The following is a 14,350-nucleotide window of genomic DNA, read 5'->3' on the forward strand; positions in this document are numbered from 1 at the left end:
TGGAGGGGCGCGGGGGTGATCCGGCTCGGCAGGGGCACGGGGGTGGTCCCGGCCAGGAAGGGCACGGAGGTGGTCCGGCCCTGGAGACGGGCGGCCTTCTCCCTGATCTCGGGGAGCCGGGCGGTGAGGGCGGCGCCGGGACAGCTGGTCATGAAGCCGTCGGTGTGGCCGGCCAGGGCGGGCAGGGTGGCCATGGTGCCGACCTTGAAGCGGCTGCGGCTGTTGCTGGAGACCAGGCGGACGCTCACGCGCGGGTCGACGTCGGCGAGGCCGAGCTTCCAGGCGACCAGGGCGGCGATCGCGTCGGTCATGGCCCGGGGCACGGGGACGCCGGCGGTGAAGGTGCCGATCGCGGCGATCCCGGCGGTGCCGTGGTTGAAGCCCTGGGTGTGGGCGCCGGTGACGGCCCGCTCGACGCCTCCGGCGCGGCCCTCGTAGATGGTGCCGCAGCGGTCGACGAGGAAGTTGTAGCCGATGTCGTCCCAGTGGCGCACATCGGTCTGGCCGGCGTACAGGTGGCGGATGATGCTCGGGGCGTCGGCGCAGGCGTATCCGCCCGGCGAGTCGGTGTGGTGGAGGAAGACGGCGACCACTTTGTCGTCGTAGCGCGGGGGCGGCTGGGGGCGCCCGGCGATGCCCAGCCAGACGGAGCGGGGCAGGATGTGCGGCCGGTCGGCGCGGTGGACGGCCGGGGCACGGGCCGGAACCGGCCCGTCGGGGCGGGCCACGCCGGTGTGCTCGGCGCCGCCGGCGCACAGGCCGAGCGCGACGATCGCCACCAGGCCGGGCAGCACGCCCAGCAGGATCAGCAGCGCCCCGGGTACGCGCGGGGCGAAGCGGCTGCGGGTACCCGGTGCTTGGGGAGTCCGAGCGTTCCCCGGGATCTCCGATATGCCCGAGGCACCCGATATATCTGGTATATCCGGTGCGCCCGGCGCCGGTCTCTCGGGGGTCCCCGACGTCCGCGGGGCCCTCCCCGCCTCGGTCTCCGGTGTCCTCGGTGTCTGCGGGGACCCGGGCTTCTCCAGTGTTCTTCGGACGGCGAACATGATCCCACTCTCGGGCCGCCGGGCCGTGCCCGCGATGTGCGCTGTGCCACCTGGCGGAACCATCGTCCCGGTCCGGGACGTTTCTGGGGGTACACACATACGTGGCCGGTTCGCCGCCCGGTGACCGCGCTCCTGTGTGGGTGGGTGACTGATCACCGGCCCCGACCCGTTCGTACTGAGGGGTCCGAGAGAAAGGCGGCTCCGTGGACCTGCTCGACCTGGTGCTTGCGCTGGTGATCATCGTCTACGCGGCGTCCGGATACCGGCGCGGGCTGGTGGCCGGCTGTGTCTCGCTGGCCGGGTTCGTCGGCGGTGCCGTCGTCGGGGTGTGGGTGCTGCCGTGGGTGACCGGCCTGGTGGAGCGCGGCACGGCGCAGGCGACCGTGCTCGCGGTGTCGACGGTGCTGGTGCCGGCGGTGGTGGGGCACGAGCTGGCGGGCCGGCTGGCGCTGCGCCTGCGCGGCGAGCTGGACCGCGGTCCGCTGCGGGTCGTGGACGGGATAGGGGGCGCGGCGGCGAACTCGGTCGCCGTGCTGATCGTGGCCTGGGTGGCGGCGAGCGTCCTGGGCGCGGCCCCGTCCCAGACGCTGACGACGGCGATACGGAACTCGACGCTGCTGGGCGCGGTGCAGCAGGCGATGCCGGACACCACGCCCGCGTGGTTCTCGCGGGCCACGTCGGCGCTGACCGAGGCGGGCTTCCCGCAGGTCTTCAACCCGTTCGAGAACGAGTCGACGGCCCGGGTGGCCCGGCCCTCCGGCGACAGCGTCACCGCGTCGGCGACGGACGCCGCGAAGCTGAGCACGGTCAAGATCGAGGGCGTGTCGGGCAGCGAGGGCCGCGAGGGCAGCGGTTTCGTCTACTCCGCGCAGCATGTGATGACCAACGCCCATGTGGTGGCGGGCATCGACCGCCCGAGCGTCCGGATCGGCGGGGTCGGCCCGTCGTACGAGGCCCGGGTGGTGCTCTTCGACCCCGACCGGGACGTCGCGGTGCTGTATGTGCCGGGCCTGCGCGCCCCGGTGCTGCGCTTCGACACGAGCGCGACGCGCGGCGACTCGGCGGTGGTCGCGGGCTATCCGCAGGACGGCGGCCTGAATCTGCAGGCGGCGACGGTGGCGAGCCGGGTGCAGGCGACCGGGCAGAACATCTACAGCGACGCCACGGTCACCCGGGACATCTACTCGATCCGGTCCACGGTCCGGCCGGGCAACTCCGGCGGCCCGCTGCTGACCACGAACGGCAAGGTGTTCGGGGTGGTCTTCGCCCGCTCCACCTCGGACGCCGAGACGGGGTACGTGCTGACGGCGGACGAGGTGGCGGGCGACGCGCAGCGCGCGGCGACGGCGACGGCACCGGTGGACACGGGCCAGTTGGTCAGTTCCTGACCCTCGCCCCGGTCACAGCTTGCGGCCCATGAGTATGTCGTCGACGTAGACGCCGTCGAGGAGGAACTCCTCGGGCTGCACACCCTCGACGGCGAACCCCTCGGCCTCGTACAGCGCGCGGGCCGGCGCGTTGTGCCCGAGCACGCGCAGGCTCAGCCGGCGTGCCCCGCGACCGCGCGCCTCCTCGACGGCGGCCCGGATCAGCGCCCGTCCGAGGCCCTGCCCGCGCGCCTCGTCGGCGACGGCGAGGCCCTGGATCTGCAGGACGTGCGCGTTGGAGGCGAGCCGGGTCGGGACGGCCAGGCGGATGTAGCCGACGAGGCGCCCGTCGGTCTCGGCGACCAGGTAGTCCGCCGGGACATGGCGCTCGTCGAAGAACGGCGCCTCGGGCGGGGGCGAGACGGCGTGCAGGGTGGACCAGGTGGCGCGGTCGAGGACCACGAGGCCCTCCTCGTCGTCGGCCACGGCGATGCGTATGTACGGCTCTGGCATGACGGTCACCCTACGGCGGGCGTCGCAGGCACCCCACGGGGTTTTCGCACGGGCATGCTGGGACCATGGAACGTACGCGAATCGCGGTGGCCGGCGCGTCCGGGCTCATCGGCAGCGCCCTGGTGCGGTCCCTGACCGCGGACGGGCACGAGGTGGTACGGCTGGTGCGCCGGGCGGCGGCCGGGCCGGACGAGGTCTGCTGGGACCCCGAGGGGCAGTACGTGGATGCGGCGGGGCTCGCCGGCTGTACGGCGGTGGTCGATCTGGCCGGGGCCGGGATCGGCGACCGGCGCTGGACGGCGGCGTACAAGCGGCGGCTGAGGGACAGCCGGGTGCTGGGCACGGCCGCGCTGGCGGAGGCGGTGGCCGCGCTGCCCGAACCGCCGCGGGTCTTCGTCAGTGGCAGCGCGATCGGCATCTACGGCGACACCGGCGACCGGGTGGTGGACGAGCAGGCGCCGCCGGGCGACGGATTCCTGCCCTCGCTGTGCGTGGAGTGGGAGGAGGCGGCGGCGCCCGCGCAGGAGGCGGGCGTGCGGACGGTGTTCGTGCGGACGGGGCTGGTGGTGGCCCGGGGCGGCGGAGCCTGGGGACGGCTGTTCCCGCTGTTCCGCGCGGGGCTCGGGGGGCGGCTGGGCGACGGACGGCAGTACTGGTCGTACATCGCGCTGCACGACGAGGTCGCCGCGATCCGGCATCTCATCGACGGCGAGAACCTGTCCGGGCCGTTCAATCTGACGGCACCCGAGCCGCTGACGAACCGTGAGATCACGGCGGCGATGGCGCGGGTGCTGCACCGACCGGCCCCCTTCCCGGTGCCGGCGCCGGTGCTGCGGGCGGTGCTGGGCGAGCTGGCCGGGGATGTGCTGGGCAGCCAACGGGTGGTGCCGAAGCGGCTGTTGGAGTCGGGGTTCCGGTTCGCGCTCGCGGGGATCGACGAGGCGATCCGGGCGGCCTGAGGCACCCGATGCCACGGTCCGACGTACGCGAGAGATGTCCTGCGACCTCTTGTGACCGCATGCGACCTCTATGCGACCGTGCTCTGTCGATGCGCGACTGTTTGTGACCGATCGCGGACCTAACCTCGAGCCGAACTCGGGTATCCCCGGAGCCAGTTGGGGGCATGACGTCTCCACCGGCCGCGCAACCACAGGAGGGGCCTCGTGCTTGAGCCCGCGTACCAGGTGGACGTCGTCATCGTGGGAGCCGGAATCGCCGGTCTCTCGGCGGCCCATCGGCTGACCAGCGCAGGAGTCTCGACCGCAGTCCTGGAGGCCGCCCCGTACGTCGGCGGCCGCATGTCGACGGAGAAGGTCGACGGCTTCCGGCTCGACCGCATCGGACAGCTGCTGTCCACGTCCTACCCCGAACTCCGCACCACCCCGGGCCTGGACTCCCTGGTCCTGCGCACCTTCGCGCCCGGCGTCCTGCTGCACCGCGACGGACGCACGCACCGCGCGGGCGCGCCGGCGACCGGGGGGAGCGCACGGGGCGCACTCCATGTGGTGCGCGCCCTCGCGAGCGCCCCCAGGGGGCCCGCCGCCGTCCCCGGCCGGGTCGCCGCGCCGGTGGGCGGCGCGGTCGACCAGGCCCGGCTCGGCGCCGCGCTCGGCCGGATCGCCGCCACCCCCGTCGAACGCGTCCTCGCCCGTCCCGAGATGCCCGCGGGCCAGGCTCTCGCCCGGCGCGGACTGCCGGCCCGCACGATCGACGGCTTTCTGCGCCCGCTGCTCGCCACCCTGCTGTGCGACCCGGAGCTGACCACCTCCAGCAGGTGCGCCGACCTCGCGCTGCGCTCCTTCGCGAGCGGCCGGCTGTGTGTGCCGGAGGGCGGCGCGGACGTACTGCCGGAACTGCTGGCGCGGGCGCTGCCGCCCGGAACCGTGCACACCGGGGTACGGGTCACCTCGGTGTCCACGACCACGGTGACCACCGCCGAGCACGGCGAGATCCACTGCCGGGCGGTGCTGCTCGCGACGGACGCGCGGGCCGCGGCGGAGCTGCTGCCGGGCCTCAGGGTGCCGGACTTCCACCCCGTGACCGTGGTCCACCACACCACCGACGACCCTGCGGCGGCCTTCTCCTCGGGCACCTCGCTGCTGCTCGACGCCGACCGCGGCGGGCCGGTGGCGCACACGGCGGTGGTCAGCAACGTGGATCCGAGCCGTGCGCCGGTCGGCCGGCTGCTGATCTCCTCGACGGTCCTCGGCACACCGCCCGAGGGGGTCGACACCGCGGTCCGCATCCACCTCTCCCGGCTCTACCGCACCTCGACGCGCCGCTGGGAGACCCTGGCCGTGCAGCACACCCCGGAGGCGGTCCCGGCGATGCGGCCCCCGCACGACCTGCGCCGCCCGGTACGCCTCCTGGCGGGCCTGTACGTCTGCGGCGACCACCGCGACACCAGCACGGTCCAGGGGGCCCTGCACTCGGCCCACCGGGCCGCGGCGGCGATCCTGGCGGACCTGGGCGCGGCGGGGTCGATGAACCGAGCGGACCCGGCCGCGACGCTGCCGAGGGCCGCGTAGCCGCCCTGGAGGGGTGCGGGGCCGTATCGGGACGCGGCCCCGCCCCATGGGCGCGAAGCGGCGGTAGGGCTCACCCCAGGGCCGCCACCTTCTCCCGGTACCCCCGCACCGGTGCCGCGTCGCGATACGGCTCCAGCCGGCGTTCGAAATCCTTCACGTACTCGACCGCACGAACGGACCGCATCTCCACCGCCTGCCCGGCGGCCTCCGCGGCCAGCACGCACGCCTGGTCGAGTTCGCCGAGGCCGAGCCGGGCCGTGGCGAGGACGACCCGGCAGAAGAGCCGGCTGCGGGCGTAGGAGGGCGCACGCAGCTGCAGCGAGCGTTCGGCGTGCTGAGCCGCCGCCCGGAACTGCTGCAGATCCCGGTGGCAGTGCCCGAACTCGTCGGCGAGTTGCGCCTCGTCGAAGAACTTGGCCCAGTACGGCACCTCGTCCCCGGGCCGGGCCGCCTCCAGGGCGCGCTCGGCCCGCACGAGCGCGGCGGTGCACGCCCGCACCTCGCCGAGCACGCCGTGCGCCCGTGCCTCGGAGGCGTGCAGCAGCGCCTGCACGACCGGCGGGCCGCTGGTTCCCGCGCCCTGCTGGGCGACGCGGGCCAGCTGCACGGCCTCCCTGCCGTGGCCGAGGTAGACGGCCTGGCGGCTCATGGTGACCAGCACGTAGGAGCCGTACGCCCGGTCGCCGGCCGCCTGGGCGAGCCGCAGGGCCTGCACGAAGTAGCGCTGGGCGAGCCCGTGCGCGGCGATGTCGTACGACGTCCAGCCCGCGAGCCGGGTGAGGTCGGCGGCGGCGCCGAACAGCCGGCGGCCGGTCTGCTCGTCGTAGCTGCCGCGGAGCATCGGCTCGCACTCGTGCTCCAGGTAGCGCACCAGGGCCTGGCGGGCGTGGCCCCCGCCGAAGCGGTCGTCGAGGGTGCGGAACAGCTCGCCGACCGAGCGCAGCGCGTTGATGTCGCCGTTGCTCACCTTGTGGCCGGGGGCGCGCTCGGCGTGCCCGCGCACCCGGGGCAGGAGCACCGGCGTCGGCCGCCCCTGCGACCTGGCCGGGGCGGGGCGGCCCTGCGGGGGCACCCGGGCCGCCGGTTCGCGGGCCACCTTGTCGTCGGGCTTGCCGATCAGCCAGTCCCGGCTGGGCACGACGAGCCCCGCCGGGGTGAACGCGATCTTGCGCAGCTCGGCGTGGCTGCCGGAGTCCTTGCGCCACAGCCCGCTGACGATGTCGACGGCCTCCTCCGGGGTGGCCGCGAACTCCAGCCCGGCGTACACCGGCGCACAGGCGTCCAGACCGAGATCCTGGGCTGTCAGCCGGCGTCCGAGCCGGCGGGTGAAGACCTCGGCGATGAGGGCGGGCGTCGTCCCTCGCGGCTGCTGTCCGCGCAGCCAGCGGGTCACCGACGTCTTGTCGTATCTGAGGTCCAGCCCGTGCTCCAGGCCGAGCTGGTCGACGCGACGGGCCAGACCCGCGTTGGAGAACCCCGCTTCTGCGATGAGCGCGGCGAGTTGGCGGTTGGGGGTGCGCTGCGCGGGTCGGTCCGTCATCTGCTGTGCGGTCTCCTGCCTTCCGGGCCTCTGAAGTGCCCGGTTTCCCTTTGAGCAGCCCTTATGGCCTCACGAACGGCGCGAATGTAGCGGAGAGTGAGTGGGCGATCACACATTCCGCCAGGCATTCATCCGATCGTGTGAGAAACGCCCGCAGGGCTGACGTACACCGGTCGGACGTACAGTGGCGTGGGCGCGTTACGTGCCTGACACACCGATTGCTCGGTCGCTGAGGGAGGCGCTTGCCGTGAGTGAGTTGCGGTTCGTCCGCATGGGGTTCGGTGCGGATGCCGTCGAGTACCAGGAGGCCTGGGACGAGCAGCGCCGGGTGCACGCGGCCCGGTTCGCCGAAGAGGTCCCGGACACCGTGATCCTCCTGGAGCACCCGCCGGTGTACACGGCCGGCCGCCGCACCGAGGACAGCGAGCGCCCGCTGGACGGCACCCCGGTCGTCGACGTCGACCGCGGCGGCAAGATCACCTGGCACGGCCCCGGGCAGCTGGTGGGCTACCCGATCCAGAAGCTCCCGCGCCCGGTGGACGTGGTCGCGCACGTGCGACGCCTGGAGGAGGCGCTGATCCGCACCTGCGCCGAGTTCGGCCTGGAGACCACCCGGGTCGAGGGCCGCAGCGGTGTGTGGGTGCTGGGCGACCCGGTCGAGCAGCGGCCCGCGCTCGGCGGACTGTCACTGGACTTCGACCCGCGACTGCAGGACGAGGAGTTCGACCCCCGGCTCGACGGCCCGGAGTACGCCCCCTCCAACGCGGGCCAGCGCCGCGAGGACCGCAAGATCGCCCAGATCGGCATCCGGGTGGCCAAGGGCGTCACCATGCACGGCTTCTCGTTCAACGTGAACCCCGACATGAAGTGGTTCGACCGGATCATCCCGTGCGGGATCCGGGACGCGGGCGTGGCCTCGCTCACGGGCGAGCTGGGCCGGGACGTCACCATCGAGGAGGTCCTGCCGGTGGTCGAGAGGCACCTGAAGGACGTCCTGGAGAACGCGGAGCTGAAGCCGCGGGTGATCGAGAAGGCTTCCGCCTGATCCCCTGCGGTCCGCCCAGCCGGTCCGCCGGGAATGTGCCCTGCGGCAGCGAGGTTGGCCTCCGGGGCAGGGCGCATTTTGTACGGGCGTACCCTTGGGTGCGCCGAAGAATCGAAGTCACAGGGAGCCGGTCGTGTCCGCAGTCGCACCCGACGGACGCAAGATGCTGCGCCTGGAGGTCCGTAACAGCCAGACCCCCATCGAGCGCAAGCCCGAGTGGATCAAGACCCGGGCGAAAATGGGCCCCGAGTACACGAAGATGCAGAACCTCGTGAAGAGCGAGGGCCTGCACACGGTGTGCCAGGAAGCCGGCTGCCCGAACATCTACGAGTGCTGGGAGGACCGCGAGGCGACCTTCCTCATCGGCGGCGACCAGTGCACCCGGCGCTGCGACTTCTGCCAGATCGACACCGGCAAGCCCGAGGCCCTGGACCGCGACGAGCCGCGCCGCGTCGGCGAGTCCGTGGTCACGATGGACCTGAACTACGCCACGATCACCGGTGTCGCCCGCGACGACCTGGAGGACGGCGGCGCCTGGCTGTACGCCGAGACCGTGCGCCAGATCCACCGGCAGACGGCGGACCGCGAGGCCGGCCGTACCAAGGTCGAGCTGCTGGCCCCCGACTTCAACGCCGTCCCGGAGCAGCTGGCCGAGGTGTTCGACTCCCGCCCCGAGGTCTTCGCGCACAACGTCGAGACGGTGCCGCGGATCTTCAAGCGGATCCGCCCCGGCTTCCGCTACGAGCGCTCCCTGAAGGTCATCACCGAGGCCCGCGACGTCGGCCTGGTGACCAAGTCGAACCTGATCCTCGGCATGGGCGAGACCCGCGAGGAGGTCGGCGAGGCACTCAAGCAGCTGCACGACGCCGGCTGCGAGCTGGTCACCATCACCCAGTACCTGCGCCCCTCCGTCCGGCACCACCCGGTCGAGCGCTGGGTGAAGCCGCAGGAGTTCGTGGAGCTGAAGGAGGAGGCCGAGCAGATCGGCTTCTCCGGTGTGATGTCCGGCCCGCTGGTGCGGTCCTCGTACCGTGCCGGGCGTCTGTACCAGATGGCGATCGAGAAGCGCGGCGCCTATGTCGCCACGCAGGCTGTGTGAATTCACGCACAAGTAGCTACTGGCCAGTAAAGGCCGAGACGACGCGGTCCTGACCGTCCTCGCTGATGAGGGCGGACATCAGGGCCGCGTCAGCGTTTCAACCCTCTGTATCAAGGTTTCATTGGCGTTTGACCGGTCGGACACGCCCTGGTAACACCAATCAGTGACTCTGGTATCACGGTTCGTACACCACCCGCCCCGAGGGGGTCCTCGATCATGCAGGCCGCGCCCGTTCGCGCCACCGCCATCCCGTCCTTCACCGACGCTCTGCGCGCCGTCGAGTCCCTGCTGATGAGCAGCGGGCAGCGCACGGCCCGCCGCAACGCGTGGACCTCCGTACTGGAGGACCGCCGGCGTGCCAAGGACCGGGTCGAGGCGCAGCGGTTCCTGGATCAGGCCGCCGACCGCTCCTGACCCTCCCCGTCCCTTCCCCGCGGGCACTGCCGTCGTCCGCACTCCCGGGGCCACGTAGACTTCGTGGCATGGCGAGGAAGGAATCCGCGGTGGACCCCGCGAGCGCAGGGCGACTGAAGCAGATCGCTCTCACGTACAAGATGACCCGCAAGGCCGACAAGAAGATCGGTCTTGTACTCGGGGCCGTCGGCATCGGCACCCTCGCTGTCTTCCTCGCGATCGGTTTCCTGCTCGGCCACCCCGTCTACCTGGGCATCTTCGGCCTGCTGATCGCCCTGCTGGCGACGGCGATCGTGTTCGGCCGCCGGGCCGAGCGTGCCGCCTTCGGCCAGATGGAGGGCCAGCCGGGCGCCGCGGCCGCGGTGCTGGACAACATCGGCCGGGGCTGGACGACGACTCCGGCGGTGGCGATGAACCGCAGCCAGGACGTGGTGCACCGGGCCGTCGGCAAGGCCGGCATCGTGCTGGTCGCCGAGGGCAACCCGAACCGGGTGAAGAGCCTGCTGGCCGCCGAGAAGAAGAAGATGAACCGCATCGTCGCGGACGTGCCCGTGCACGACGTGATCGTCGGCACCGGCGAGGGCCAGGTCGAGCTGAAGAAGCTGCGCACGACCATGCTGAAGTTCCCGCGCGTGCTGAACGGCCCCCAGGTGACGGCCACCAACGACCGACTGCGGGCCATGGGCGACCTGATGACCAACATGCCGCTGCCGAAGGGCCCCATGCCCAAGGGCATGCGGATGCCCAAGGGGCGCTGACGCCGCGCAGGAGCCCCGCGACGAGGCTGCGCGCAGTCCCGTCGCCCGCCGCTCAGACCAGCGGCCGGAACGTCCGCTCGTAGTAGACCACCGGGGCTCCCTCGCCCAGCCGTACTCCCGTTACCCGGCCGATCAGGATCGTGTGATCCCCGGCCGGGTATCGCGCGTATGCGGCGCAGTCCAGCTGCACCGGCGCCTGCCGCACCGCCGGGAGGCCGGTGGGGCTCGGCTGCAGCAGGGCGTCGGAGAACTTGTCCGCGCCCTTGGTGGCGAACAGCATGGCGAGCGGCTGGTGCTCCGGGGCCAGCACGCTCACCGCGAAGTGGTCGCACCGGGCGAAGACCGCGGCCGAGTCGGCCGAGTCCGCGAGACACACCAGGACCAGCGGTGGCTCCAGGGAGACCGAGCAGAAGGAGCTGGCCGTGAAGCCGCGCGGGGTGCCGTCCTCGCAGCGGGCGGTCACGACCACCACGCCCGACGGAAAGCGCGCCATGGCGTCCCGGAACTGCTCGGGCGTCACCTCGGCCGCCATCAGATCCTGAGTGTCGGTCATACCGCGTACCACCTGTCCCGAAGTCCGGCGGGGCCCTGGCGGGCGGCGACAGACCGTGTCCGGGTCGTCACGGCCACCGATCATGACTATGCCGTCGGTGCGGGTGTCGGGCAACCGGATGGGGGGCGTCCGGACCACTGGCCGGCCGCGAGGGCTGACCGGTCGCGACGAGCCGCGGCGGACCCGCGGTCGGCGACGCAGAGGCACCCCGACGGCGGATCGGGCGGACCAGCTCCCTCAGATCCGTACTTCGGCGGTCAGATCCGTACTTCGACGGTCTGCGCCAGCCGGTCGTGCAGGCCGCGGCCGTCACGGTCCCAGATCAGGGCGGGGACGGCGAGGCACAGCAGGATCGTGCGCAGCAGCGAGCGCAGTGGGTTGACCGTGCCGGTCCGCAGGGCCACGACCCGGATGCCGAACAGGCGCTTGCCGGGTGTGAAGCCGACCGTGCCGACGGTCAGGGCGCTCAGGACGAAGAAGACACCGAGCGCCCAGTTGCTCGTGGCGGGGCCGTAGCCGTCGGTGACCAGGCCGTATGCGATCAGAACGCACAGCGCCCAGTCCACGGCGAGCGCGCCCAGCCGCCTGCCGGGCCGGGCGATGGAGTTCGGCCCCTCCTCGGGAAGGCCGAGCTGCTCGCCCCGGTAGCCGAAGTCGGCACCGGCCTCTTCCATGGCCGAGCGGGGCCCGGAGAGCCACGAACCGAGTGCTTGCCTGTTGTCCACCCGTCCACGGTACTGCGCCCGGTTTCCCGCACGACGCCGAGGGGTGTGTCGGGGCTACGGTGGACCCGTGGCCGGTTAACTTCTGCGAAACAAACGGGTCACGCCCGAGAAATCACCCGTCCCTAGGGTCGAGACCAGCGTGTGCCACCGCACTGGCCGCACGAACGATCTACCACCCCGGCGAGGACGGTCGGGAGTAGGAGGAGCTGGATGTTCCAGAACGCCGACGAGGCCAAGAAGTTCATCGCGGACGAGGACGTCAAGTTCGTCGACGTCCGCTTCTGCGACCTGCCGGGCGTCATGCAGCACTTCACGGTGCCCGTCGACGCGTTCGACCCGGACGAGGAGCTGGCCTTCGACGGATCGTCGATCCGCGGTTTCCAGGCCATCCACGAGTCCGACATGGCGCTGCGCGCCGACCTGTCCACCGCCCGCGTCGACCCGTTCCGCCGGGACAAGACCCTCAACATCAACTTCTTCATCCACGACCCGATCACGGGCGAGCAGTACTCCCGCGACCCGCGCAACGTGGCGAAGAAGGCGGAGGCGTACCTGGCGTCGACCGGCATCGCCGACACCGCGTACTTCGGCCCCGAGGCCGAGTTCTACGTCTTCGACTCCGTCCGCTTCCAGACCAGCGCGAACGAGTCCTTCTACCACATCGACTCCGAGGCGGGTGCCTGGAACACCGGTGCCGTCGAGGACAACCGCGGTTACAAGGTCCGCTACAAGGGCGGCTACTTCCCGGTCCCGCCGGTCGACCACTTCGCCGACCTGCGCGCCGAGATCTCCCTGGAGCTGGAGAAGAACGGCCTGAAGGTCGAGCGCCAGCACCACGAGGTGGGCACCGCCGGCCAGGCGGAGATCAACTACAAGTTCAACACGCTGCTCGCCGCCGCCGACGATCTGCAGCTCTTCAAGTACATCGTGAAGAACGTGGCCTGGCGCAACGGCAAGACCGCGACCTTCATGCCGAAGCCGATCTTCGGTGACAACGGCTCGGGCATGCACGTGCACCAGTCGCTGTGGAGCAACGGCGACCCGCTGTTCTACGACGAGGCCGGCTACGCGGGCCTGTCGGACACCGCCCGCTACTACATCGGCGGCATCCTCAAGCACGCCCCGTCGCTGCTGGCCTTCACCAACCCGACGGTGAACTCGTACCACCGCCTGGTGCCGGGCTTCGAGGCGCCGATCAACCTGGTGTACTCGCAGCGCAACCGCTCCGCGGCCATGCGCATCCCGATCACCGGCTCCAACCCGAAGGCCAAGCGCGTCGAGTTCCGCGCGCCCGACTCCTCCGGCAACCCGTACCTGGCCTTCTCGGCCCTGCTGCTCGCGGGTCTGGACGGCATCAAGAACAAGATCGAGCCGGCCGAGCCGATCGACAAGGACCTCTACGAGCTGGCTCCCGAGGAGCACGCGAACGTCGCCCAGGTCCCGACCTCGCTGCCGGCCGTCCTCGACTCGCTGGAGGCCGACCACGAGTTCCTCCTCCAGGGCAACGTGTTCACGCCGGACCTGATCGAGACCTGGATCGACTTCAAGCGCACGAACGAGATCGCTCCGCTCCAGCTGCGTCCGCACCCGCACGAGTTCGAGCTGTACTTCGACGTGTGATCGACCCCGGCGTCCCGGCGACGCCCCGCCAAGGCCCCTCGGCTCGTTCCGGGGGGCCTTCGGTCTGTTCAGGCGCGGTGCCGGAAGCGGCTGCGGTACTCGGTGGGCGTCGTGTCCAGCTGCCGCCGGAAGGCGCGGATCAGGGTGTCGACCGTGTGGAAGCCGCAGGCAGAGGCCACCCGGTCGAGGGTGTCGTCCGTGGTCTCCAGCCGGCCCCGGGCCACCTCGACCCGGGCCGACTCGATGTACGACGCGGGGGTCGTGCCCAGTTCGGTCCGGAACAGCCGGGTCAGCTGGCGCTCGCCGACATGGGCGTGGGCGGCGAGGTCGGCGACCGTCAGCCGGCCGGTGACGTGCTGGGCGATGTGCCGGCGCAGCTCGTCCATGCGCCGGGTGGTCGAGACGGGCTCGATGGGGACGCTGAACTGGCTCTGGCCGCCCGGCCGCTTCAGGTACATCACCAGCTGCCGGGCCACGCGCAGCGCCACGGCCTCGCCGAAGTCCTCGGCGACGAGGGCGAGCGAGAGATCGAGGCAGGCGGTGATGCCCGCGCCGGTCCACACCGTGCCGTCGCGGATGAAGATCGGGTCGGCGTCGACCTGGACGGCCGGGTGTTCGGCGGCCAGCTGGGGCGCGGTCGACCAGTGGGTCGTGGCGCGCCTGCCGTCGAGCAGTCCGGCGGCGGCGAGCAGATGCGCGCCCACGCACACGGAGGCGACGCGCCGGGCCCGGCCGGCGAGCGTGCGCACCCAGCGGACCACGGTCTCGTCGGTCACGGCGCGCACCCGGCGCCGGTCGTCGACGTCGACCGCACCGGGGACGAGGAGGGTGTCGATGGGGCGCCGCGCGGCCTCGGCGAAGGTGACGTCGGGCAGCACCCGCACCCCGGCCGCGGTGGTGACGGGGTCCATGGTCTCGGCGGCCAGGACGACCTCGCAGCCGACCGCGTCGTCCGTCTCCCGGCGCAGCAGCGCGAACACCTCGGGCGGCCCGGTGACATCGAGCAGATCGACGCCTTCGAAGAGAAGGACGACGACGAACCGTTCCACTCCGCTCACCACAGCCCCCACTCTCCCGCCTGCCCCGGGTTCCGCCCCGGCCGATGTCCGGATCTGCAAGTTACACGACATTGCCGCCAT

At 72.1% G+C, this 14,350-nt stretch carries 13 protein-coding genes and 1 pseudogene; 8 read left to right on the forward strand and 6 right to left on the reverse strand.

Annotated elements, in window-relative coordinates:
- Positions 1-74 precede the first annotated feature (74 nt).
- Positions 75-806, reverse strand: a pseudogene (locus AQI95_RS44875) (peptidoglycan recognition protein family protein); the annotation flags it as partial.
- A 446-nt stretch (positions 807-1,252) separates the two neighbouring features.
- On the opposite strand from AQI95_RS44875, the gene AQI95_RS15695 reads away from it, so the two are divergent.
- Positions 1,253-2,437, forward strand: a complete 1,185-nt coding sequence (locus AQI95_RS15695; protein WP_067123299.1) for a MarP family serine protease — start codon at positions 1,253-1,255, stop codon at positions 2,435-2,437.
- Positions 2,438-2,449: 12 nt separating this feature from the next.
- Here AQI95_RS15695 and AQI95_RS15700 read toward each other — a convergent pair whose 3' ends face one another.
- Positions 2,450-2,929: a GNAT family N-acetyltransferase gene (locus AQI95_RS15700; protein ID WP_067123302.1), complete on the reverse strand. Its 480-nt coding sequence runs from the start codon at positions 2,927-2,929 to the stop codon at positions 2,450-2,452.
- Positions 2,930-2,994: 65 nt separating this feature from the next.
- Here AQI95_RS15700 and AQI95_RS15705 point away from each other — a divergent pair, with 65 nt between their 5' ends.
- Together AQI95_RS15705 and AQI95_RS15710 are read left to right on the forward strand one after the other, a co-directional pair.
- On the forward strand, positions 2,995-3,888 hold the full coding sequence (locus tag AQI95_RS15705; protein ID WP_067123305.1) for a TIGR01777 family oxidoreductase: 894 nt from the start codon (positions 2,995-2,997) through the stop codon (positions 3,886-3,888).
- Between the two features lie 204 nt (positions 3,889-4,092).
- Positions 4,093-5,457, forward strand: coding sequence for an NAD(P)/FAD-dependent oxidoreductase (locus tag AQI95_RS15710; protein ID WP_067123307.1), 1,365 nt, complete (start codon positions 4,093-4,095; stop codon positions 5,455-5,457).
- A 70-nt stretch (positions 5,458-5,527) separates the two neighbouring features.
- Here the strand turns inward: AQI95_RS15710 and AQI95_RS15715 are convergent, their stop codons facing one another.
- Positions 5,528-6,997 carry an NsdA family TPR-like regulatory protein gene (locus AQI95_RS15715; protein WP_067123309.1) on the reverse strand — a complete coding sequence of 490 codons (1,470 nt, stop codon included), beginning with the start codon at positions 6,995-6,997 and terminating at the stop codon, positions 5,528-5,530.
- Between the two features lie 247 nt (positions 6,998-7,244).
- On the opposite strand from AQI95_RS15715, the gene lipB reads away from it, so the two are divergent.
- The 4 genes from lipB (at position 7,245) to AQI95_RS15735 (ending at position 10,313) form a co-directional block, all read left to right on the forward strand.
- Positions 7,245-8,042, forward strand: coding sequence for a lipoyl(octanoyl) transferase LipB (lipB, locus tag AQI95_RS15720; RefSeq protein WP_067123311.1), 798 nt, complete (start codon positions 7,245-7,247; stop codon positions 8,040-8,042).
- 133 nt (positions 8,043-8,175) lie between these two features.
- A complete protein-coding gene (lipA, locus tag AQI95_RS15725) occupies positions 8,176-9,141 on the forward strand; it encodes a lipoyl synthase (RefSeq protein ID WP_067123312.1) in 966 nt (321 codons plus the stop codon).
- Positions 9,142-9,357: 216 nt separating this feature from the next.
- Entirely contained in the window at positions 9,358-9,555 is a 198-nt protein-coding gene (locus AQI95_RS15730; RefSeq protein WP_067123313.1) for an SCO2195 family GlnR-regulated protein, read from the forward strand.
- A 68-nt stretch (positions 9,556-9,623) separates the two neighbouring features.
- Positions 9,624-10,313: a DUF4191 domain-containing protein gene (locus AQI95_RS15735; RefSeq protein ID WP_067123314.1), complete on the forward strand. Its 690-nt coding sequence runs from the start codon at positions 9,624-9,626 to the stop codon at positions 10,311-10,313.
- A 52-nt stretch (positions 10,314-10,365) separates the two neighbouring features.
- Here the strand turns inward: AQI95_RS15735 and AQI95_RS15740 are convergent, their stop codons facing one another.
- A complete protein-coding gene (locus tag AQI95_RS15740) occupies positions 10,366-10,866 on the reverse strand; it encodes a flavin reductase family protein (protein ID WP_279617005.1) in 501 nt (166 codons plus the stop codon).
- Between the two features lie 257 nt (positions 10,867-11,123).
- Positions 11,124-11,591 carry an RDD family protein gene (locus AQI95_RS15745; RefSeq protein WP_067123316.1) on the reverse strand — a complete coding sequence of 156 codons (468 nt, stop codon included), beginning with the start codon at positions 11,589-11,591 and terminating at the stop codon, positions 11,124-11,126.
- A 210-nt stretch (positions 11,592-11,801) separates the two neighbouring features.
- On the opposite strand from AQI95_RS15745, the gene glnA reads away from it, so the two are divergent.
- The gene (gene glnA, locus AQI95_RS15750; RefSeq protein WP_067123318.1) at positions 11,802-13,211 is read left to right on the forward strand and encodes a type I glutamate--ammonia ligase; all 1,410 of its coding nucleotides are present in this window, start codon (positions 11,802-11,804) and stop codon (positions 13,209-13,211) included.
- Between the two features lie 68 nt (positions 13,212-13,279).
- Here the strand turns inward: glnA and AQI95_RS15755 are convergent, their stop codons facing one another.
- Entirely contained in the window at positions 13,280-14,269 is a 990-nt protein-coding gene (locus AQI95_RS15755) for a GlxA family transcriptional regulator (protein WP_067124035.1), read from the reverse strand.
- Positions 14,270-14,350: the final 81 nt, after the last annotated feature.

Origin of the sequence: Streptomyces yokosukanensis (assembly GCF_001514035.1) — a bacterium.
GTDB lineage: Bacteria > Actinomycetota > Actinomycetes > Streptomycetales > Streptomycetaceae > Streptomyces > Streptomyces yokosukanensis.

What these genes read in the sequence shown, in the direction of transcription:
- AQI95_RS15700 (WP_067123302.1), bottom strand. Translation starts at nt 2,929, where the DNA reads ATGCCAGAGCCGTACATACGCATCGCCGTGGCCGACGACGAGGAGGGC.
- AQI95_RS15705 (WP_067123305.1), top strand. Translation starts at nt 2,995, where the DNA reads ATGGAACGTACGCGAATCGCGGTGGCCGGCGCGTCCGGGCTCATCGGC.
- AQI95_RS15715 (WP_067123309.1), bottom strand. Translation starts at nt 6,997, where the DNA reads ATGACGGACCGACCCGCGCAGCGCACCCCCAACCGCCAACTCGCCGCG.
- AQI95_RS15730 (WP_067123313.1), top strand. Translation starts at nt 9,358, where the DNA reads ATGCAGGCCGCGCCCGTTCGCGCCACCGCCATCCCGTCCTTCACCGAC.
- AQI95_RS15735 (WP_067123314.1), top strand. Translation starts at nt 9,624, where the DNA reads ATGGCGAGGAAGGAATCCGCGGTGGACCCCGCGAGCGCAGGGCGACTG.
- AQI95_RS15740 (WP_279617005.1), bottom strand. Translation starts at nt 10,866, where the DNA reads ATGACCGACACTCAGGATCTGATGGCGGCCGAGGTGACGCCCGAGCAG.
- glnA (WP_067123318.1), top strand. Translation starts at nt 11,802, where the DNA reads ATGTTCCAGAACGCCGACGAGGCCAAGAAGTTCATCGCGGACGAGGAC.